At 57.7% G+C, this 21,643-nt stretch carries 19 protein-coding genes; 13 read left to right on the top strand and 6 right to left on the bottom strand.

Features of this window, described 5'->3' with window-relative positions; translation table 11 throughout:
- Window positions 1–418 precede the first annotated feature (418 nt).
- The 4 genes from Q3C01_RS32695 to Q3C01_RS32680 all read left to right on the top strand — a co-directional run bounded on the left by Q3C01_RS32695 (window position 419) and on the right by Q3C01_RS32680 (window position 3,863).
- A complete protein-coding gene (locus Q3C01_RS32695; protein WP_458149389.1) occupies window positions 419–1,111 on the top strand; it encodes a hypothetical protein in 693 nt (230 codons plus the stop codon).
- A 237-nt stretch (window positions 1,112–1,348) separates the two neighbouring features.
- Window positions 1,349–1,681, top strand: coding sequence for a hypothetical protein (locus Q3C01_RS32690; protein WP_458149388.1), 333 nt, complete (start codon window positions 1,349–1,351; stop codon window positions 1,679–1,681).
- A gap of 828 nt (window positions 1,682–2,509) precedes the next feature.
- Entirely contained in the window at window positions 2,510–2,959 is a 450-nt protein-coding gene (locus Q3C01_RS32685; protein WP_458149387.1) for a hypothetical protein, read from the top strand.
- 91 nt (window positions 2,960–3,050) lie between these two features.
- Window positions 3,051–3,863, top strand: a complete 813-nt coding sequence (locus Q3C01_RS32680; RefSeq protein ID WP_458149386.1) for a molybdate ABC transporter substrate-binding protein — start codon at window positions 3,051–3,053, stop codon at window positions 3,861–3,863.
- Window positions 3,864–4,027: 164 nt separating this feature from the next.
- Here Q3C01_RS32680 and Q3C01_RS32675 read toward each other — a convergent pair whose 3' ends face one another.
- Window positions 4,028–4,519, bottom strand: a complete 492-nt coding sequence (locus Q3C01_RS32675) for a hypothetical protein (RefSeq protein WP_458149385.1) — start codon at window positions 4,517–4,519, stop codon at window positions 4,028–4,030.
- Between the two features lie 973 nt (window positions 4,520–5,492).
- On the opposite strand from Q3C01_RS32675, the gene Q3C01_RS32670 reads away from it, so the two are divergent.
- Window positions 5,493–6,083, top strand: a complete 591-nt coding sequence (locus tag Q3C01_RS32670; protein WP_458149384.1) for an ATP-dependent DNA ligase — start codon at window positions 5,493–5,495, stop codon at window positions 6,081–6,083.
- A 78-nt stretch (window positions 6,084–6,161) separates the two neighbouring features.
- Window positions 6,162–6,374, top strand: coding sequence for a hypothetical protein (locus tag Q3C01_RS32665; RefSeq protein WP_458149383.1), 213 nt, complete (start codon window positions 6,162–6,164; stop codon window positions 6,372–6,374).
- A gap of 294 nt (window positions 6,375–6,668) precedes the next feature.
- Here the strand turns inward: Q3C01_RS32665 and Q3C01_RS32660 are convergent, their stop codons facing one another.
- Window positions 6,669–6,884 (bottom strand): hypothetical protein, encoded by a 216-nt coding sequence (locus Q3C01_RS32660; RefSeq protein WP_458149382.1) that lies wholly within the window; start codon window positions 6,882–6,884, stop codon window positions 6,669–6,671.
- 877 nt (window positions 6,885–7,761) lie between these two features.
- Here Q3C01_RS32660 and Q3C01_RS32655 point away from each other — a divergent pair.
- From Q3C01_RS32655 to Q3C01_RS32640, 4 genes are all read left to right on the top strand, one after another.
- Window positions 7,762–9,315, top strand: a complete 1,554-nt coding sequence (locus tag Q3C01_RS32655) for a S8 family serine peptidase (protein ID WP_458149381.1) — start codon at window positions 7,762–7,764, stop codon at window positions 9,313–9,315.
- A 336-nt stretch (window positions 9,316–9,651) separates the two neighbouring features.
- Window positions 9,652–9,882, top strand: coding sequence for a hypothetical protein (locus tag Q3C01_RS32650; protein WP_458149380.1), 231 nt, complete (start codon window positions 9,652–9,654; stop codon window positions 9,880–9,882).
- Between the two features lie 723 nt (window positions 9,883–10,605).
- Window positions 10,606–10,956, top strand: a complete 351-nt coding sequence (locus Q3C01_RS32645; RefSeq protein ID WP_458149379.1) for a hypothetical protein — start codon at window positions 10,606–10,608, stop codon at window positions 10,954–10,956.
- Window positions 10,956–11,936, top strand: a complete 981-nt coding sequence (locus Q3C01_RS32640; RefSeq protein WP_458149378.1) for a reverse transcriptase domain-containing protein — start codon at window positions 10,956–10,958, stop codon at window positions 11,934–11,936. Before Q3C01_RS32645 ends, Q3C01_RS32640 begins: the two co-directional genes overlap by 1 nt.
- A gap of 241 nt (window positions 11,937–12,177) precedes the next feature.
- Here the strand turns inward: Q3C01_RS32640 and Q3C01_RS32635 are convergent, their stop codons facing one another.
- On the bottom strand, window positions 12,178–13,203 hold the full coding sequence (locus Q3C01_RS32635; protein ID WP_458149377.1) for an ABC transporter substrate-binding protein: 1,026 nt from the start codon (window positions 13,201–13,203) through the stop codon (window positions 12,178–12,180).
- Window positions 13,204–14,193: 990 nt separating this feature from the next.
- Between Q3C01_RS32635 and Q3C01_RS32630 the strand changes: the two genes are divergently transcribed.
- Window positions 14,194–14,442: a hypothetical protein gene (locus Q3C01_RS32630; RefSeq protein WP_458149376.1), complete on the top strand. Its 249-nt coding sequence runs from the start codon at window positions 14,194–14,196 to the stop codon at window positions 14,440–14,442.
- Window positions 14,443–14,494: 52 nt separating this feature from the next.
- Window positions 14,495–15,277: an enoyl-ACP reductase FabI gene (gene fabI / locus Q3C01_RS32625; RefSeq protein ID WP_458149375.1), complete on the top strand. Its 783-nt coding sequence runs from the start codon at window positions 14,495–14,497 to the stop codon at window positions 15,275–15,277.
- 14 nt (window positions 15,278–15,291) lie between these two features.
- Here the strand turns inward: fabI and Q3C01_RS32620 are convergent, their stop codons facing one another.
- The 3 genes from Q3C01_RS32620 to Q3C01_RS32610 form a co-directional block, all read right to left on the bottom strand.
- Window positions 15,292–17,304 carry an acyl CoA:acetate/3-ketoacid CoA transferase gene (locus Q3C01_RS32620; RefSeq protein WP_458149374.1) on the bottom strand — a complete coding sequence of 671 codons (2,013 nt, stop codon included), beginning with the start codon at window positions 17,302–17,304 and terminating at the stop codon, window positions 15,292–15,294.
- A gap of 94 nt (window positions 17,305–17,398) precedes the next feature.
- Window positions 17,399–18,784 (bottom strand): GntP family permease, encoded by a 1,386-nt coding sequence (locus Q3C01_RS32615; protein ID WP_458149373.1) that lies wholly within the window; start codon window positions 18,782–18,784, stop codon window positions 17,399–17,401.
- Window positions 18,785–18,829: 45 nt separating this feature from the next.
- Window positions 18,830–19,309, bottom strand: a complete 480-nt coding sequence (locus tag Q3C01_RS32610) for a CBS domain-containing protein (protein WP_458149372.1) — start codon at window positions 19,307–19,309, stop codon at window positions 18,830–18,832.
- 283 nt (window positions 19,310–19,592) lie between these two features.
- Here Q3C01_RS32610 and Q3C01_RS32605 point away from each other — a divergent pair, with 283 nt between their 5' ends.
- Window positions 19,593–21,326, top strand: coding sequence for a PHA/PHB synthase family protein (locus Q3C01_RS32605; protein ID WP_458149371.1), 1,734 nt, complete (start codon window positions 19,593–19,595; stop codon window positions 21,324–21,326).
- Window positions 21,327–21,643 lie beyond the last annotated feature (317 nt).

The following is a 21,643-nucleotide window of genomic DNA, read 5'->3' as shown; positions in this document are numbered from 1 at the left end:
AAGACCTTTTAAAAAGATGGAATCCCGGCAATGCGGGGCGGGCCGACAATCATACGAAACCGTCGGTGAAGTCCACGGGCGCCTTGTGTTGTCTGCAGTAGCAAGGTGTTAGCAGCCCAGTTCATCAGCTGAGTACTCGTTGCGTACTTGACATGGGGTACGTGACTCCAGCTTTCGTTTGTGGGCTGGTCTCGAGGTCATGACTTGAGGAGCTAATATGCCAACGGTCAATATAGAATTTCATGCACGCTGGAAAGGCTGAAGGATCGCATCAATCGGGCAAGCCGCTGGAGACCAGCACCGGCGACAAAACCGAATAACCCCACCAACTGATTGCAACTAGTGCCCTTTGAAAGAGGGCATCGAGGTGCAATCCAGCACTGATGGGAGAAGTCAATCGCCAAACTCGGGAACGACTTTGCCTAAAGCGGCCACCGATCATATGTCGGACACGGCACGACAGATTTTGATTAGTAAAGGTATCATCCCTTCGCCGGGACACCTTGGCCCCACGCTCTTTATGGATAACCTCGACTATTTCGGCGGCAACGTCATCAAAGATCCAAGCAATGATCACACCGTTGCCGAAGTAATCAACCTCGATGCGGTTGGTGGCTGGATCGGTGGCTCTCAGATGGAGCTTGGATTCAGTGGTAGTGGCATCACACCCACCTCCGGTTTCCACTGGCTCGATACACAGAACTCGGCTGGGCCAATCAACATCTCGCATGTGTTCACCGACACGACCACTGCGGCTCCCGGTGGATACACCGGACCTCCCGGCGTGCCGTCACCGGCACTGCCAGCCGGTACGGTCACCACTTCGGTGCTGTCGTTCGACATCGGCAAGGAGTCGCTGGATTTTAACGGCCAGCACTACGAAACCGACCCGAATGCGTCGTTCGAGTTCAGGATCGACAACACTACCGTGGCGACTTTCCATGCGTCGGACTTTGCCACAGCCAACGAATTCAAGCACTTCGATATCAATTTGAATTACAGCTTTTTTGCTGGTGGCGTTCATACGCTGACGCTGGTCGATACGACCGCGACCGCTGGCTATGCGGGCTTCGCGATCGACACCGTCCAAATCCATGACTGGATCATCTAGCAACTGCCTCGTTGGCTAGCCCGTGTCCGCGATGACAGCGATGGATGAAGGCGTCGACGCGAGATTCAGCGAACTAACAACTGGCTTGCCTCGGCTGATATCGAGCTCCTAGCGGACGATTGCTGTTCGGCAGTCAATGAGGGCGGACAAGTTATCGCCTCACATCGTCGGTCCCTACATCGCACGTTCAACAACGGCAAATGGCGGCACGGCGGGCGGCTCTCGGGTGGCTTCTGGATGTCCATGAAGCGGGAGGATCGATTTCGGCGGATACGGATCAATGGGGAGCGAATAGCTGATGTGGACTACGAGCAGCTTTATCCTTTCCTAGCTTATGTGCGTGCCCGTGCCGACATGCCCGAGGGCGATTTCTATGACGTTCTCGGAGACCAATCGTCGCGCAAGGGATGGAAGATCCTCACCAACGCATTGCTGTTTGCAGAGGAGGGTTCTTTTTGCAGTGGACCCAGCAACCGAATTCCTAGCCACGATCAACAATTCGGCGCGGTCAGAAAGGTGGGGCCCATTATCGGCGAAGGCGAAGTAACCCGGACCGAATGCGGCATCTAAGCGCGCGGCGAATTGTCACCATGCGGCGGGATGACGCGAGTGATGTGCTGGTGGTTTCATTTCAGGCGACGAGGTCTGTTACCCTACCGCAAGCCGCTTCGGACCACATGTCCGATATAGCCAAAGCTCATTTGCCAAGCAATGTTCAGCAGCCCGTGAATTTTGTTTGGGACAATCCTCTCGCCCCCGATGGAGCTCATTTGCACGGCACGTGCAACTTCCAGCCGGGAGTTGACCAAATTGCGTTTATCAACAATCCCCGATCCCAATGTTACTACCTCCGGCTCATCTGGCTTTTGGGGCAACCCTTTAGGCGATCCGTCGATCCCCGATGGGCTCGCTACGGCTCTCGGCAGCACTCCGACACAGCTACATTGGTATTGGACTGTCTTTGCGCCGGATCAGCCCATGGACGCTACTTGGATAACGGTCGCGCACGACAACCACATCACCTTACTTAATGGCACACAGGTTACGCTGCCACCCGATCCTTGGTTGATCGCCTAGAATTATGAACTTGCGGGCTGCTAGTTCGCAGCGGTCTCGCGCGCTCGTGCCCATCCCTAGCGAAAGTTTCGATGTCATCAGTCGCAACAAAAGCGACCATCAATCGGCGGCTGGCAAAAAGGAAGCGTGCCTCCGTTTTCTATAGCTGCGATTGTGCGGGTACCCAGTTCGTCGAAAGCTTTGACGCAATAACTTTCATTGGCAATTCATCGTCGGCCCGGCCACCCGCCGCAATCAGATAGAATTGGAGGCGACTTCAAGAGACGCGACTGTGACCCTCTTTTTCTTGTCGCGACACACAACCAAAGAGGAGACCTCCACATGCGTAAAACTGTTTCCGCGCTGATAGTGGCTTCCGGTTTGGTATTCCCCGCATCGGCAGAGGACGCCGCCGCGATCAAAATCCACGGCGGGTGGAAGCTGATCCAAGAAGGCGCAGACAAAGGCGTTGTCCACGGAACGCTATGGGGCGTTACCTTCAACGATGCTGGAAGCGGTCCCCTGCATATGGCGGCTGCTTCCGGGACCTATCGGCTTACACAAGAAACCGGCAAGGGTGAGGGCGAACTCACTTGGGGCAGTGGTGATGATCAAATGAAAGGGTCGTATACGATCACGACCACCCCCGATGGTAAAGCAAACGGCGAGAACATAATCCGCGAAGCAACTGGAAAACTTGCCGGAATAACCGGCGGTCCATTTTCGTGCGCTTTTGTGGGCAAACCCGAAGATCAGCAGGCGTGGTGTACGGAAGTATTTAACCGGAAGTAGCGCGGCAAAAGAACTGACATATGCAATGCGGTGAGCAGCCATGCCGCGATGAAAGCGCACGACCTCGCTGGCAAATTATCAACCGGACACCTTGGAGGGAGGCAAGAAAGCCATGATAGGACGGTTTTTCTCGCGACGGGTCACCCTTGCGGCGGCAGTCGAGTACTCGTTTCTGTTAGCTCTTGGAGCTGCAGCACCCGCCGCCCATGCCGCCGAAGTCAGGGTCATGAGTACGGTCGCGCTCACCCCTACGCTCGACGAGCTCACTGCGAAATACGAAAGTAGCAGCGGCAACAAGCTGATGATCGTCTACAGCACGATCGCGGATCTGAATAAGCGGATCGACGCGGGCGAAACGGCAGATGTGATGATCCTGTCGCGCCCTGTGCTCGACGGTCTGCAGAGCCAAGGCAAGGTTGCCCAAGGCACTATCGTCAACGTGGGGAGCTCTTACGTCGCCATCGGGGTACGCACCGGTGCGCCCAAGCCCGATATCAGCACGGCGGAAAAGCTCAAGACTGCGCTTCTCGCCGCGAAATCGATCTCCTACGCCGATCCAGCGAGGGGCGGTGCTAGTGGCGTCTATTTCGCCAAGGTCATCGATCGTCTCGGCATTGCCGATCAGATGAAATCCAAGACCGTCCTGGTGCCGGGTGCCGAAGCGGGCGAACTCGTCGCAAAGGGGGAAGTCGAAATGGGCGTCGCACAGGCCTCGGAAATTGCCGCGGTTCCGGGGGCTCAAGTGGTCGGCCCTCTGCCCGGTGATTTGCACAGTGCGATAGTCTTCGCGGTCGGCATCGGAGCCACGAGCAACGAGCCGGCAGCTGCCAAATCGCTGATCGAGCTTCTGACCGGTCCGACCGGCGCCGCCGTGCTCAAGTCCAAGGGCATGAATCCGGCCTAGGCCCATTTGGGTCGACGAACCGCTTCACGGCAAACCCCGATGGTCAGAGACAACCTCGACTGACGCAGGTCCGGTTAGGGTCATTCGCGACTGGGGCAAGCCAGCAGCGAGTTCGGTCACGTCCCCCATGAGGGTAGATGACCGCAGTTAAAGCAGGGATTAAGTCAGGCGGGCTCCTTGGCGTCCGTGTATTGAACGCCGAGGTTTTCACAGATCAGGGCGAACGCTTTTTTTGAGTCGGCATTCTCGAAGCAAAACCGGGTTCCTTTGTCAAGTTTATCGTGAGGATCCTGCGCGCTCATCAGGATGGAGTGGTACTCTGAAAGGTTGTCTCGAAGAGACTGCAACCAACTCAGCCTTACGTTTGCAAGTGCGCGATCGCCAGCGCTCAGTGCGGTAGCGCTCGCTGCATCAGCGGAAACTTTTGCTGCACTCGCTTGGCGTGCCGCGATGTCGGCTTGCCTTGAGCCGATCAAATAGGACGCTACCGGGCCTCCCACTCCGCTAACGAGTGCAAATACAGCAGCAATGAGGGCTGCGGCCGCGGCGGGGGTTCCGAAGATTTTCTGCAATGCGCCAATCTGGTAGCTTTGACCCAGGATGAACCCAACCAGAAGCAATATGATTATTGCAGCAATTAGTCCGACAGCTTTCATGTCCGCCCCGCCCCGAGATCGCATTGGATTTCGACTCGCGCATCTCAAGAACCGTCGTTTCGAGATCGAGTTCATCGCCCGGACGTACCGGGTTCGGCAGCCTCACCTCATCCCAGCCCATTCCCGCAAGGACATGGAATCGTGGCTGAAGCCGGGTCGTCGACAAAATAAAAATGGAGACCGTATGGGCACTGGATGCTGTCAGTCCCCCCCAAGATTGAGCGCGCCGCAGCCTCTTCATCGATGTGGCGGGGTACCGGATCATATTGCTTAGCGAATTGAATGATTTCGCTCCTGGTGACGAGATAAGGGCCGCCCCGGAAGCTCCGTGCTTCATCCCACCCAGCGGCCATCACGCTCTAGGAGGCGCCTGCGCTCGATAGAAGGGCACATGGCCTTCCCGCGCGAAACACGCTACCAGTATCTGAGAATGGCGGAGGCTTACGAAGCAATGGCAGATAGCGAAGAGCGGGCAACCCGACTAGCAGCCTCGCAGTCAGCCAACCTCCGCGCGGCAACCCGAATAGCAACCCGACGCAACCGGGTTACTCCTTGGAGGCCTTCACGGGCGTCTTCGTTTGACAAATCCGATCACAACGAGGACATGCAAACAGGTGTGTGATGGCTCGCTCTTCTTTGACAAGAGCGGATCGAGTCCAACCCATTTCGACCTTGCACTCAGTGCAAATCGGAGGGCTGATCTGTTCAATTGAGCGCCTGAGTAGCTCCAAAGGACCACCCATTCCTTAGGTTGGAACCGATTCTAAATCGCTCAAAAATGTGGGGCAACTACCTAGGATAGACTTCGCCGTGTTCACTTTTGAACAGTAATAGGCCCCAGCCGTTTGGGCGCCAGCTGGGGCCTTTTAGTCGTACTCCGGTACAGGGGCGTGACCGGAGCAGATTGAGAATTCACCAAGTTGCCACTTGTTCCCGACTCCAAAGTTGCTCCGGAAATCCTATTTTAGAGGTCATGCGCACGGCCTACGAACTCTGCCTGGCCACCGCCGGCAAGCAGGTCCCGTCCGGGCCTGAATGGCTCCATGAGGTGAAGCACGATGGCTACCGGATGCTCGTCATCCGGGAGGAGAAGCGCGTGCGGCTCCTCTCGCGGAACGGCAGCGACTGGACCAAGCGCTACCCGTGGATCGCCGAGGCCGCGCTGAAGAACCGGCAGAAGCACTTCGTCGTCGACGGCGAGGCCGTGATCCTGGGCGTTGACGGCATTTCCGATTTCAACGCGCTGCACTCCCGCAAGCATGACCACGGAGTGCAGCTTTACGCGTTCGATGTCCTCGCCATGGACGGCGACGACCTGAGGTCCCTGCCGCTGCACCTGCGCAAGACCAACCTAGAGCGGTTACTGGCGCGCCGGCCAGACGGCATCACAGTTGCTCCCTTCGAGCGCGGCGAGATCGGACCTGACCTATTCCGGGCAGCCTGCCGCATGGGCCTTGAGGCTCTTGTCTCGAAGCATCGCGATCGGCCCTATCGCGGTGGCCGGCAAAAGTTCTGGATCAAGGTCAAGAACCGCAGCCACCCCGCTATGGAACGGGAGCTGTGACCGCGTGCGACAATAGCATCCCCACAGTGCCTCGCCATCCTTAGGAACGCTGTGTCAAGCCGATGCTTGAACGCTGTTATGATGGTGCTTTCAGAAGCGGTATACAGGACTTTGCGGCAGGCCCGGCTCTACGGCTACCTGATCGAGCGAAACGATCAGGTCTATCACCCGGGCGCCTTTCATCCGGTCTGCAAGAAATTGTTTGCACTGCGTCTGGTCGAGGGCGGTTGGATGACGAAGAACGACGATCGATACGAGCTGACTACTAAGGGGCGTGAAGCGTCGGATTGAACTCTGGCGAACGATTAGATGTACGGCGGCTAAAGACAGTGAGGGGCGGCCCTAATCGTCCCAAATAACCTTCGCACAGTTTGCGCACTGGTACACGCGTGCAGACTGGCCGGCTCGCGCCTGAGAAATCTCGGTCCTGAACGCAGCTGGCATGCGGCAGTCGTCGCAGGAAGGAGGCCGCGGTCTGACTGCTTCGCTCGGGCGCGCTTGCGTGAGCATGCCCCCAAGCATGCCCGGGAATGCGGATGAGTTATGTTCACTTTTGGACATACGGAAGGCCCAACGATCAGAGACTTATGGTTGCAGCAGCGACAAGATGCGATGCCGATCTTGCTGGCGGCGGCGCTGGTTCTCACGCAATGCTTCCAGTTCGGCTTGGGCGTTGCTGGTGTCTTTATTCTGCCGTTTCAAACTAATGACCAACGCCTCCTGTTCCGCCAGGCGCCGTTCGCCATCAACCACCTCGCGCTCCAGCTGCCTCAGCTCATCCAGAAGTGCATCGTTTAACATCCCAATCGCGCCGCCTCTCCGACAAGCGACCCCAGCGAGAGGGATGCCGAGGCCGCCAACTTTGTAGGAAGGTTTTCTCTCGGGGTGGTTTCATTGGGAGCTTTTCCCGAGAGCATAGAGATGACTAGCTGTGTCGAGAGTCGTTCCTTTGCCAGTTATTGAAAGCGCCCAGCGGTACAAGTTGCCCTCTCTTCGAATCCAACCGCTGGGAACGGAGGGTAGCGTCCACCGTTGCTTCACTCGGAGCGCGGCACGGTTTTGCTTGAGAGTACTGAAACCAAAGCGTTCGCCTCAATGTGCCAAAACTTCGCTGTGTGCAAGGTAAGAACAAAGGGCAAAACATGAGTGATAAGCTAGCGCCTCCACCGAGATTTATGGTGCGGCAGGCATCTCAGGGTTGGATGGTCTACGATCGACAACGTAAAGGCCCTGCATTGTTCGGGACTAATCAAGTTGCGGCTGTCAATCTGACGAAAGACCAAGCCGAGAGCGTCCAGCGGTCGCTAGCTGCGGACCTGGATCGAACCGATCGCCTCTTCGTTAATCGTTAGCGCGAGCGGTTTTAGGACATCATCCAATTGCCAACGGCCATTGTTGTTTTTGCAAGGGCATAGAGCCAAGCGGCCTCGGCTAGAGCCAAGGCAGACAAATATACTATCTCGGCGATCATCTTGCCCCCCGAACTAGGAAGGCCCCATCAATCTCCTCAGCCGCTGTTGGAGAATCTAACAGAACGTGGCTTAGACTAAACTCACGATTTCAAACGAAATGTATCGTCCGTTAAAATCGCTGGTTAACCAAGATCAACGCTGTCTCAAGTTGCTACGGTTTATGGCGGTTAGACGTAAACGATCTGTTTGGCCTTGAGCCCAACGCCTTGGTAGCGGAACGAACACACGGTACGGCCATGGCTTCCCTGATAATGCATGGCGACCGCAATTTGACGGAGCCGTTGATTGGGCGACGCATACACTGTGTCCCGGTGTTGGGTTCGCGCGACCAATTTCCCGAAGACAGGCTTATCGTTGATTTGATCTATCAAGCCATTCTTGCGATGCGAGAGGGAGCAGACGCGACTGCGCCGAACGTCATAATAGTCAACTTGTCCTTGGGAAACACGAGAAAGCCCTTTCACGGAAAGCTATCGCCATGGGCTTGGATCCTCGATCGATTGTCGCATCGCTACGGCATCTTATTCTTAGTGAGTGCCGGGAACTACCTTTCGCCGTTCGAAATCGCGTCGATCACCTCAATGCAAGATTTTGAGACTGCGTTGCCAGCGGATCGAGCTGAAAATACCCTTCGCGCACTATCGCAATTAATAGCTTCACGCCGACTGCTTTCTCCCTCTGAGACGGTGAACGGCGTAACAGTCGGCGCAGCAAACATAGACGCAGTTCAAGATGCTGATCGACGCGGCGCTAGAGGTAGGGTTGATCCTTTTTTTCCGTTTCGAATGGCAAACCCCTCCAGCGCGCTAGGTCCCGGATTTGCGAACAGCGTTAAGCCCGACATCTTGATGCCTGGATCGCGCGAGCATTTGTCGATGGTCAGCAGTGGAACGGTACTGGCCGTAAAGCCTAGCGGGGCCGGCAGGCCCCATGGGCTTCGAGTGGCTGCGCCCCCACGTGCAGGCGGGACGAATTGGGAGCACTATACGGGAGGCACAAGCGCGGCGGCAGCATTGACCTCTCGGTTGGCTCACCGCATTCATGATGCGCTAGAGGATGTTTACGGGCAAACGTTCTTAAATCTGCCTCATCAAGAGCGCGCGGTGCTCATCAAGGCGCTCATCGTTCACACCGCCGTCTGGCCTGACGATAGCGCAAACTTGATAAAGCAAATTCTTGGGCCGCCCGATAATCGACAAAGCGTCAGACAGAAGGACAATATTCGACGGTTCCTTGGTTACGGCTTGGTAGATGCGGATGCAGCGGTTTACTGTGCCGAGGATCGAGCAACGTTTTGGGCTGTTGGCACGCTCGCCCAAGAGAAAAAGTGCACCGTAGCAGTCCCCCTTCCGGCGTGCCTAGGCGGACAAGCCCGATTGCACTCTTTGCACGCAACACTTGCGTGGTTTACGCCGGTATTGCCGGGGAGGCAGTCGTACCGGTCCGTTAAGCTCACCTTGACGGTCCCAGATGATCTGGGCGGCTTCCGGGCTGATGCATCAAAAACTCAACCGGATATAAATCAGAGCAGCCGCGGGACCGTTTTTTCCAGGCATTGGGAAGGGCAACGCGCTCCAGTTATCGGACCCAATGATACCCTAGAAATCTCCATTCAACGAGAACCGGATCGAGGAGCGAAAGCCGATGAAACGGTCCCATTCGGCTTGGCGGTGTCGATCGCGATGCCGGGCGCAGTTCAGGTTTACGAGCAAGCTCGTGCTCGCGTTGGCCTCCAAGTTCGTCCCCCGGTCCGCCCTTAATGCCATTGGGTGGAAGCCCGCAAAATATACATGAACTGCTCCGTCAGCATGCGATCACGCCGCACCAGGGCCAGACCGCTACACGCTCCGCCCAACGGCCTCTGGCGGCCCTCGCAGTGGACAGCTAACGCTGAAAGCGGGTGGGTGATCCCAGGGGGGCGCTAGCCGGGATTGAAGCCGACAAGGTACCGGTACCGGGTGGTCGCACTTTGCGCCGTGGTTGTTTCCTCTCAGCCAGGGTAGAATATTTCGGTGCGGCAGCGATCCCTATGCCTGCGACGAAAATGGGTTGCTATGGAGGGACGGTCGTCTGCCGCGCACTCTTGCGAGGGGCCGATGACTAGCACCGTTTACTCGCCTGACATTCCGAAGACCGCCGAAGAAGTCGAGCTGGAAGACATCATCCGCGAGCTGGCTTATCGGCTTGAGGATGCCCGCGAGGGCAGCGCCGAATACACGATGATCCTGCGCCAGATGGAAGGCATCCGGCACGGCAGCGAGCTGGGCGGCCTGCTGATGGAGGAATACGACATCGGCGGCCTCATGGCCGTGCGTCACTGGTCGTAACCGGACTGGTCGGACAGCGCGCCTATTACGCCGGGTGGATCTCATAGAGCACACGCTCCGCCTAACGGCTCTGGCGGCCAGCTATCGCTGAAGGGGTGGGAGACCCCTGGGGGCGTTAGCCGGGATTGAAACGACCAAGGTACCGGTAGTGGTTACCTGGCACGTCTTCTACATCGTTTTCCGCGAGGCACTTGAGTACGAGGGCGTGTACTCAGTAAGCGGCTTGGCCGGACTGATGTCCGCTCAACCCGTGCGCCGTGACAAGGCGGCGCTTTTCCAGTGGGGTGTAAGTCCCCACCCGGCAACCGCTCCAGCCGGAAGCAACCGGAGCAGCTATGGAGGTGACGAAGTGGCTGAAGCCTTCGGATAGCGTGTCACGATATACGGTGACCGCGCGAGTGTGCAGGCCGTAACGCGAGTGAACGCCGAGCAAGCCTCGAAAAGGACGATGCATGGGCCGACCTGACAGGGTTATCAGGGAAGGCTGACACGACTGGGGGCTGTGCCGGGGTAGTGGCGACAGCATGTACACAAGGAAAGCGTACGCAACACGGGAGGCCCCACGACGTGGTCAGGGATGATCAACCGGACGCCCGCGAGGGACAGGCCGGGCGCCGTGGGGATGCGGAGAGGTTCGTAGTACCGGTGAAGCCGAGTAACGCCGGTGGAGGGAAGGGGCCTCAGTTCAAGACGAACGCAAAGACGTAGTGAGGGACCGGGAGATTGGGCAACCTATCAACTCCGAAGAGTGTTCAGAAACTGCAGACGGCGTTGCATGCGAAAGCGAAGGCAGAAGCCGGTTATCGCTTCTATGCCCTGTACGACAAGATCAGCCGTGAAGACATCCTGGCGCATGCCTACGCCCAGTGCCGCTCCAACAAGGGCGCACCGGGTGTAGATGGTCAGGACTTCGCGGACATCGAGGCGTACGGGACGCAGCGGTGGCTTGGCGAACTGGCGCTTGCGCTCAGGCAGGAGACGTATCGACCGGACCCTATCAGAAGAGTGTACATACCGAAGGCCAATGGCAAACTCAGGCCATTAGGCATCTCGACCTTGCGTGATCGAGTCTGATGACGGCAACGATGCTGGTGCTAGAACCGATCTTCGAAGCCGATCTTCCACCCGAACAGTACGCGTACCGTCCCGGGCGAAATGCCCAACAGGCGGTGGTCGAGGTGGAAGCGCAACTGTTCCGTGGTCACTCGGAAGTCGTTGACGCCGACCTCGCGGACTACTTCGGAAGCATTCCGCATGCCGAACTTCTCAAGTCGGTAGCGCGCCGGATTGTTGATCGGCGCGTGCTGCATCTGATCAAGATGTGGCTGGAATGTCCCGTGGAAGAAACCGATGATCGAGGAAGGAAGAAACGGACGACCGAAGCCCGGGACAACCGGCGCGGCATCCCGCAAGGCTCACCCCTCTCACCGCTGCTGGCGAATCTTTACATGCGCCGGTTTGTGTTGGGATGGAAGATGCTCGGTCTCGAGCGAAGCCTCGGCACTCGCATCGTGACCTATGCCGACGATCTCGTGATCCTATGCAGGCGGGGCAAAGCCGAAGAGGCCTTGTCGCGACTGCGCGAGATCATGGGAAAGCTGAAGCTGACGGTCAACGAGGAGAAGACACGAATCTGCAAGGTCCCGGAAGAGGAGTTCGACTTCTTGGGCTACTCGTTCGGGTGGATGTACTCAGCGAGAACCGGCCAGGCGCGCCTGGGATACCGGCCATCGAAGAAGAGCATCAAGCGTATGGTCGAGAAAATCCATGCGCTGACGGACCGAATGGGGACATGGCAACAAACCACAGAGCTGGTGGGCAAGTTGAACCGCACGGTGCGCGGATGGGCGAACTACTTCAGTGTAGGCACCGTCAACAAGGCGTACCGCGCGATCGACAACTACACCGCTGTGCGGTTGCGCCGGTGGTTGCGCATCAAGCACAAGGTCAGGCGACGCAAGGGCGGGACTTATCCACTCTCGCACCTCTACGGGTACTTCGGTCTCGTACGCCTAACTGCGCTTGGACGTGACGTGCCGTGGGTGAAGGCGTGAAGTCTTGTCCGAGAGCCGGATGCGGTAGCTCCGCACGTCCGGTTCGATGAGCGGGATGTGGAAACGGAGTCATGGTCGAACTACTAAGGCACCGCCAGACGAAAGAGGCGGCAACAGATATGCTCAGCCTAAAGCCACCGCGCCACATCTCGACTCTACCCTGATAGCGGCGGAAAAGCGGACATCGCCCGAGGTCGCAGAAGGGCCACTTCCGGACGCACGCATCGCGGTACAACGGGTGCTATTCGATCACCTCGTCGGCGACTGCCAGCAACGTGGGAGGCACGCTAATGCCGAGCGCTTTAGCGGTCTTAAGGTTGATAACGAGGGTAAACTTGCTCGCCTGCTCGATCGGGAGATCGCCGGGCTTCGCGCCATGCAATATTTTCCCGGCATAGGTGCCCGCATGATGCACACCATCGAGCGGGTCGGGCGCATAGCTCATCAGAAGTCCGGCTTGTCCCCAGAACGGATAGGGAGCGACACTCGGCTTTCCGGAGGCTGTGACGGAATTTATAACGCGTGAAACATCAACGCTCATCAGAGGCTCGCCCGAGATGTAGAACGCGCTCACGTCATCCCGAAGACCCGCTGCAACGGCGCTGTCCAGATCGTCAAAGGTGCTGAGATCGTAGTGAACGACCTCAAAGCCCAACTGGGCGGACACTTTTTGCAGCGCATCTTTCTCCTGCATCGCCAACACCCCGTTGGCGGGCGCTATCATGCCGAGGCGCACCAGATTTGGGACAAGCTCCTTGAAGAACCCGATCCGCTTTTGGGTCACCGTTTCTTCGCCACCGGCTGCGTTCATCACGTTTCCGGTGAGCAACCCGCCCGGGTGCGTATAGCTTGGGACTATGCCTAGCGCGACGAGGTCGGCAGCAACGTTGCAGAAAACAAGCGGCAGCGCTGGAAAAGATCGACGAAACTCGTGAAATACTTCGCACTGACGCACAATATTCGACGGTGTCTTTTGTCCGCGGTATGACCCTTCCGTGCACAACACTGAGTCTACCAAGCCATAGAGAGAGCCATTCACGACGATGACGCGTGCATTGAGCGCGCCCAATTCCCTAGCAAGCTGAGGAAAACGATCTGGGTCTCCTTCGGCGGACCGCACGGCAAGGGAATAGTTCGTCCCTTCGATGAAACCCTCCTCCTGAAGTGCCTTTCCGGAGCATGGTAATTCTATCTTTAGAGTTTGAGGTCTCCAGCTTTTGCACCAGCAAAAAACCGACCAACGGCATGTCCGTTTTCTTCTGGGCATAGCCCGGTCGAGGAATACTCAAGGCGGTCGCGCCGATCAGCCCGATGAAATCACGCCGGTGCATGCGGGCCTCCAAGGATTGCAGCGCGACAGTTAAACTGTCGAAACTCGAACTTGAAAGACGTGCGGGTGCCGCCGCAGTGAATATTGCTGGGTTGCCGATGTCTGAAGTGGTCAATCGCGTCGATCGGGCCTGTTCTCCGCCGGTCTGCTCTGTCCCCACATTCTGACGTAATCAGGCCACCCGCACTCTATGCGACGGGCCAGAAGCCGACTAATCAAGGCCGTTCGGCAGTATGACTGTGATAACGTTCTGTCCTTCCTCGGGGTGGCGCGAGATGTGTCTTTCCCGTGCGTATCCTCGACGAGAACAGCTTTTCCCGCCGGAAGGCGTCTCACCTCTCCATCGCTCGTTTCAAATTCCACGTGGCCATCCAGCCATATTGCGAGGAGTCGATCCGGGGGCGTGTGAAAGCCCGCTTCGCGCACCCCGGCGGGGATGTGAGCAAAACGGATGCGTGACGCTGGGTAGTAAGCCGAAAGTTCAAACGGCGCTTCGTTGGGAAACGCCGGCGTCGTCGTCATTGCGATATCGACTTCTCCAAAATGGGACTCCCCGTCAGGCGTTGCGTATATGCGCAGGCACCTCATCTCCGGCCTCCAATCGCTCCACCTAGCTTAGCACATGGTGTGGCCTCTGTGTGTGCAATGCAATGTCGGGGTTGGGGTCAAAACCGGTAATACTCTGACCGAGCGGAATATTTCCGCTTAGCCCTCGGACATCCGCGAGTTAATTAGTACACGCCCCAGCAAAATTTCCCATTTCGATGAGCATTTGGATATTGCGACCAAGAGCCCAGCAGGTCGCCATCGGAAGCTCGTAATGCTTGATGGGGGAAGGGGTGAGTCAATTTGACTCACCAAAGCTCCTTGCGGAATTGCGAGATCAACGAGTCTGATACTCTGCCTATTCCAGCAAGGAGATCCCGCGTGACCGATCTCACTTACAATCTGAACGGCGGCTTCAAGCCGACAACGAAGAGGTTCGCTGACCTCAACGGACCGGACTTTTTCCAGACGCCGGCTTGGGCAACGTTCGCACTGATCGATAATGAACAGTTTGACGGGGAAATTTGGGAGTGCGCGTGCGGTGATGGCAGCATGTCCCGCGTGCTGAAGCAGACTCGCCAACCTGTTCGCAGTTCGGACTTGTTTCACCACACTGAAGCAGGCTGCTGAAAGGTACGCCCGTGGCGAGCCCCTCGAGATACCGAGGAATGGCAAGGCGCGGTTGATTCCTACCGTCAAGGCCAAGCTGCTGGAGGGCAAAAAGGGGCTCGTCGTTGGCATTGCCAACCAGCAATCGATAGCTTGGGGCTGCGCCGCCGCATTCCGCGCCTTCGGCGCCGAGCTCGCTGTCACCTATCTGAACGACAAGGCCAAGAAACACGTCGATCCGTTGGCGCGTGCGCTCGAATCTTCCATCGTGATGCCGCTCGACGTCCGCGTGGATGGGCAGATGGAGGCGGTGTTCGAGCGCATCGCCAAGGAATGGGGCAAGCTGGATTTCGTCGTGCACTCCATCGCATTCTCGCCTCAACAGGCACTCCAGGGACGTGTTGCCGATGTATCTCTAGATGGATTCCTGACGACGATGCAGGTGTCATGCTGGACGTTTCTTCGGATGGCCCATCTGGCCGAACCGCTCATGAAAAAGGGCGGAACGCTCTTTACAATGACGTATTACGGCAGCCAGACCGTCGTGAAAAACTACAACATCATGGGCGTTGCCAAGGCGGCCCTTGAAAGCGCGGTCAGATACCTGTCCGCGGAGCTGGGACCGAAAGGTATTCGCGTGCACGCGATCTCCCCAGGTCCCCTTGCGACCCGAGCCGCATCAGGGATCCCCGAATTCGACAAGCTGCTCGAAAAGGCCAAAGCCAAGGCTCCGGCGAGAAGTCTGGTGAGCATCGAGGACGTCGGCGCGGCGACAGCCTTTCTCGCACATGACGTGGCGCGGCTCATCACTGGCGATACGATCTATATCGACGGCGGATATCACGTCGTCGACTAGACTATCCAGGAACGTCAGGCCGACTTCCGTTCAGATGCGAGATGCGCGGAGGCCTCCGCCGCGGTTTCGAATATATGTGGCGACAAGGCGCGCTGTTTGAGCGCGTCACCCAGCTTGGCACGCAGAAAACTGCTGGTCGTGTAGCGCGTGACGCCCGAATAGAAGCGGTCGACGAGCCCCCGGACCATGGCGGTGTATTCGTCGATGATGTCCGGATAAATCTCGAAGTTGTCGTAGTTGACGATCGCGTAGACCTTGTGGGGAATTGGCGCCAGTTTGCTTTCCACGGCGAGGCGAACCTGCTCGACATCTTCGTGCTTGCGGATGCTGTGCCCTTCGAGGTTGACGAAGAACAGAGTGTCATTGGGGTGGTAGGAGAACCGCTGCGCGATTGGCATGCGGAGCAATTGATCGCGCAGTCCCATGGGGCCGGGCGCGAAGATGCGCTTATCCATGGTGGACGGATTGCGCACGATCGGCCGGAATTTCATCCGGGCCAGGATGTCTCGCTCGACGTCGATTCCTGGAGCAATTTCGATGAGTTCGAGGCCGTCCGGTGTTAATTTGAAAACGCATCGCTCGGTCACGTAGAGGACGGGCTGCCCACGCTGGACTGCGTATGGGCCCGAGAATGTCCGGTGCTCGACCTCGCTGACGAACTTCGCCGAGGCGCCTTCGTTGAGGATTCGCAAGCCTCCGTTGTCGATAGCCACTGCGAGCTTGCCTGCCGTGAATGTGCCGACGAACACGAGCTTCTTGGCGTTCTGGCTGATATTGATGAACCCGCCCGCGCCAGCCAGCCGCGGTCCAAATTTGCTGACGTTCAGGTTGCCCTGGGAATCGGCCTGTGCGAGCCCAAGGAAGGCTGCATCGAGGCCACCCCCGTCGTAGAAATCGAATTGATAGGGCTGATCGATCACCGTCTGGGCGTTGACCGCCGCTCCGAAATTGAGACCGCCGGCGGGGACGCCTCCGATGACGCCGGGTTCGGCCGTCAACGTCATGAGGTCCGCAATTTTCTCTTCGTTGGTGACGTTCGCGATGCCCTCGGGCATGCCAATGCCGAGATTGACGACACTGTTGACGCTGAGTTCAAGCGCGGCGCGCCGCGCGATGATCTTTCGTTCGCTCATCTCCATGGGCGCGATCGAATCGACTCGGGCTCGGATTTCGCTGCTGAACGCCGGGTCGTACTGAACGGAAAATGTCTGCCAGTGATGCTCCGGCTTGGCGACGACCACACAGTCGACCATAATTCCGGGAATCTTGACTTGTCGCGGGTTGAGCGAGCCGCGCTCGCCTATCCGCTCCACCTGGGCAATGACCAGGCCGTCTGAATTGCGTGCAGCCATGGCGATGGCGAGCGCCTCCAGTGTCAACGCCTCCTTTTCCATCGTGATGTTACCGTCAGGATCGGCGGTGGTGCCGCGGATAATCCCAACATCGATCGGGAACGCGCGGTAAAACAGGAAATCCTCACCATCGATACTGATAAGACGGACAAGATCTTCCTTGGTTCGTTCATTGATCTTGCCGCCCCCGTTGCGAGGATCGACAAACGTTCCAAGCCCCACCCGGGTGAGATGCCCTGGGCGCTTCGCTGCAATGTCGCGAAACAGGTGCGAGATCACGCCCTGCGGTAGATTGTACGCCTCGATCTTGTTGGCGATTGCGAGCTTCTGAAGCTTTGGCACCAGCCCCCAATGCCCGCCAATCACCCGCCGCACGAGGCCCTCATGGCCGAAATGGTTGAGCCCGCGTTGATTACCGTCACCCTGACCGCCGGCGTAGATCAGTGTTAGATTGCCAGGTTTGCTGCCGGTTGGAGCCGGGTGCTCACCCTTTGCAAGATAGAGGGTCTCGATCTCCACGGCGATTTCCTCAGGGAAGCCAATGCCGACAAAGCCGCCTGTGGCAACCGTGTCACCGTCTCGGATGAGGCTTGCTGCTTCCTGTGCGCTGACGATTTTTCCGCTGTCGAGCGCCTTCACCGGCGCAAGCGTTATTCGATTGGGCTGAACCGACATAGGTCGCTCCTCAGGCTTTCAAGTCTCTCGGCGCGCACTTGCCGCAGACTGGTCTTCACGGCTATTTTTGGCTTTCGATCCCTAGGCAGCGTCCTCAGTAGATTCCAGTCAAATAGAAAAACGCGATCACAACAAACACCGCCGCAGTTTTTATCATCGTGATCACGAACACGTCCTTGTAGGCCTGCCTGTGGGTGAGGCCCGTAACGGCAAGTAGCGTGATGACCGCACCGTTGTGGGGCAGGGTGTCCATGCCACCGCTTGCCATGGCCGCGACGCGATGAAACACCTCCAGCGGGATATTTGCCGCCTTAGCCGCGGCAATGAACTCATCGGACATGGCAGCAAGGGCAATGCTCATGCCGCCGGAAGCCGAGCCGGTAATACCGGCAAGCACCGTCACGGTGACGGCCTCATTGACAAGCGGATTGGGGATTGCCCTGAGTGCGGCGGCAACCGTCTCAAAGCCCGGAAGCAGAGCAATCACTCCGCCGAACCCATACTCTGATGCGGTATTGAGCGCGGCAAGTAGAGCCCCAGAAACTGCGGCCTTGCTGCCGTCCGCAAACTTTGCAAGCACGGGGCGCCAGGCAAAGGCGAATACGGTCAAAATGCCAAGAAGCAACGCGCCCTCGACGGCCCAGATGGCCGCCAGCGGACCAACCTTCGTCACGATCGCGTGCCCGCCGAGCGTTACCTCATGATTTGCGCCATAGGCGCGGGGCACCAGCTGCGTCAAAACGAAGTTCATGACGCCCACCACGACCAGTGGCGAAAGCGCGATCCACGGGTTCGGCAATTCCTTTTCTTCGAAGAGCTCTGGTTCGTTCACAAGCTCCGTTCCGTAGCCTTCCCCCTGCTTTTGCGCGGCACGGCGGCGGTTTTCGATATAGCCGAGACCGACGACAAAAACGAAAACGCTACCAATGAGCCCCAGAACCGGCGCCGCCCACGTTGTCGTGTTGAAGAACGTCGACGGGATAATGTTTTGAATTTGCGGCGTTCCCGGCAATGCATCCATGGTGAAGCTGAATGCCCCGAGAGCGATTGTGCAGGGGATAAGCCGTTTTGGAATGCCGCCCTGGCGGAACATCTCGGCCGCGAACGGGTACACTGCGAACACCACGACGAACAGCGACACGCCGCCGTAAGTCAAGATCGCGCAGACGACGACAATGGATAGCATTGCCCGCTCCCGACCAAGGACTCCGATCACCGCGGATACGATCGACTTGGAAAAACCCGACAGCTCGATAACCTTGCCGAAGACGGCGCCCAACATGAAGACCGGGAAGTAATTTTTGACGAAGCCGACCATCTTCTCCATGAAGACGCTGGAAAAGAGCGGGGGGACCAGCGAGGGATCGGTCAGCAACACAGCGCCCATCGCGGCGATCGGGGCAAACAGGATCACACTGTAGCCGCGGTAGGCAACAAACATGAGAAAGACAAGAGCGCCCAGCACGATCAGGAGATTCATGGCGACCCTCCTTTTCTAACCTCAAGCCGGCGGATCCAGGCTTGCTCAAGCTGTTGACGTGAGCATCTGCATTCGTTCACGCTCAAGCTCGCTGATGACCTTGGCGTGATGTTCTACCGCCTCGCGCAACAGGTCACGAATCGAGATCACGCCCATCGTCTTGCCCTGATAGAGAACCGGCAGGTGACGAATGCTATGCGTGTGCATAAGCCTCAGGCAATCAGCGAACGTAGTCTCAAGATTGGCTTTGACAACATCCCGGATCATGATGTCCGCTACCAAAGTGCCTTCTGGAGACTTTCCGGCAAGCAAAACGCGCCGAACGCAGTCGCGTTCTGAGAGAACGCCGGTGATTGCGTCCTTCTCCAGAACCACGAGAAAGCCGATGTTCTTTTCTTCCATGAGCCGCACCGCCGTCAGCACGTTATCTTTCGGACCAACGGTAAACACAGTTCCCACCTTGAGAATCTGTTTCAGCGGCCGATAGGCGAGAATTTCTTCCGGGCGTCTGAGCGGATGATCCATGATGCGTCACCTGACGGTGTCAGGAGTTGGCCTGGTGCGGCAAGATGCTCCAGCACTGCACCGCCGGTATCTGGCCTGCGCGCCAGCGTTCCCCTAAAATGCGTTTCCTCTTTCGAGGTTGTGCGACCGGCAACCGAGACAGTTGATCTATGTCAACCCGAGGCTGCTTAGTTGTCCTGCGCTGCAACAAAGCCAAGGAGATCCGCGCGGGAAAAACACACTGCTAATATTCACGACGAGAATTATGATCGGCCGCCAGCGATGCCATTCGTAGGAGGTGCAAATGAACAGCCCGTCCTTGCAAGGCAGTCCGTCCGCCTATCTCGAAAGCCTGATGAAAGTCGGCCAGCAGACTGCCAAACAGTTTGACGAAGCGCTTGCTGCGACCATGGGTGTTGATGGCAAACCGGAGCAAGATGAGAAGAGGTCCACTTTCGCCGTGGCAGTGGGCCTGCAGCAACAGTACTGGCTGCCTGTGCTGGATTTTTGGCGTGGCTTTTTGAACGGCGGATCCGTGCGGAACGATGACGCATCCGGACGATCCCAGCGCGGCGATCGGCGCTTCAAGGACGAGGCCTGGAGCCACTCGCCATATTACGATCTTCTCAAACAGACATATTTACTGAGCTCGAAGCAACTATCCGACTTTGTCGATCAGGCACAAATCGACGAAAAATCACGACTTCAACTTCGCTTCTACGCTCGACAATTCATCGATGCAATGAGCCCTGCGAACTTCCCCGCGACCAATCCGGAGGTGATTCGTACTGCTATCAAAACGCGTTCTAAGAGTCTGACAGACGGGATGCAAAACCTGATCGAGGATCTCCAGAAGGGGCGTATCACGAGGGTTGACGAAAGCGCTTTTGAGGTCGGTCGCAATCTTGCAAGTACCCCGGGAGCGGTGGTTTTCGAGAATGAGCTGATCCAGCTCATTCAATATACCCCGCAGACGGCCGAGGTCGAAAAAACGCCGCTACTGATCGTTCCGCCCTGCATTAACAAATACTATCTGCTCGACCTCGGTGCAGGAAACTCGTTCGTTGAATATGCCGTTGCTCAGGGCCAACAAGTCTTCCTCATCTCGTGGCGCAGCGCAGTCGCTGAGACGCAATATCTGACGTGGGATGATTACTTGATGTTGGGGCCTTTGAAAGCGATCGATGTCGTGCGCGACATTGCTGATGTCGACAAGGTTCATGCGCTTGGATTCTGCGTCGGCGGCACCATTCTGAGCTGTGCCGCAGGCGTGCTGGCGGCACGCGGAGAAGAAAAGCTTATGACCATGACGCTGCTGACCACGATGATCGATTTCGCCGATACGGGCGAGATTGGTCTGCTCATCGACCAAGCTTCGGTGGCACTGCGTGAGGCGACGATCGGGAACGGCGGGATTTTACCAGGCAAGGAACTGGCTTTCACGTTCGGCACCCTGCGGGCCAACGACCTGATTTGGCGCTACGTCGTCGAGAGCTACATGAAGGGCGCTCCGCCCGAAGCGTTCGATCTTCTCTACTGGGATTCCGACAGCGTCAGCCTGCCGGGCCCGATGTATTGTTGGTATACCCGCAACACCTATCTCGATAACAAGATCAAGGAACCCAATGCCACCACTCAATGCGGAGTGCGGGTCGACCTATCCAAAGCCAAGATACCGCTTTACCTGTTGGCCTCGCGCGAGGACCATATCGTGCCATGGCAGAGTGCATACCGCTCGAAGGACCTCATTGGAAAGGAGCCGCGCTTCGTGCTTGCTGCAAGTGGTCACGTTGCCGGCGTGATCAATCCGCCGGCGCGCAAGAAGCGCAGCTATTGGACTTGTGACAAACTTGCGGGCGATGCGACGGATTGGCTGGAGGGGGCGGAGGAGACGCCGGGAAGCTGGTGGCCCGACTGGGACGGCTGGCTGAAGCGCCGCTCCAGCGGTACGGTTGCCGCCTCAACACAGCCGGGGAACGCTCGATATCCCGTTATCGAAACGGCGCCCGGCCGATATGTGAAGCAAAAATCAAACTAGGCATTGGCCTGTCAGCGAAGCCCAACAGCAGCGGGAGCGCTGGTGGCGAATTTGCGGCTAGGGGTGGTCCGGTGTCACTCTACCAATCGCCGTGCGCAGCTACCTATACGTGCTAATGCAACCTGACAGCCTTGCTCAAGAGCAAGATCATTTCTCACCTCCTCTGCAAGTGTTCGGCTAGCCGCATCCAGAGTTGTAGGGGCCCCCGTTGGAATACCTCTGCGGAAGGCCAACCAGTCGTTTGGCTCAGGCCGGGCACGGAGCTCAACTTGGACAGCATCGCCGAGATATCCATTGCGTTAGTGTCACCCAGTCGT

Source organism: Bradyrhizobium sp. UFLA05-109, from assembly GCF_054185165.1.
The sequence above is the reverse complement of the archived record's forward strand: the minus strand, read 5'-3'. Positions and strand labels throughout refer to the sequence as shown.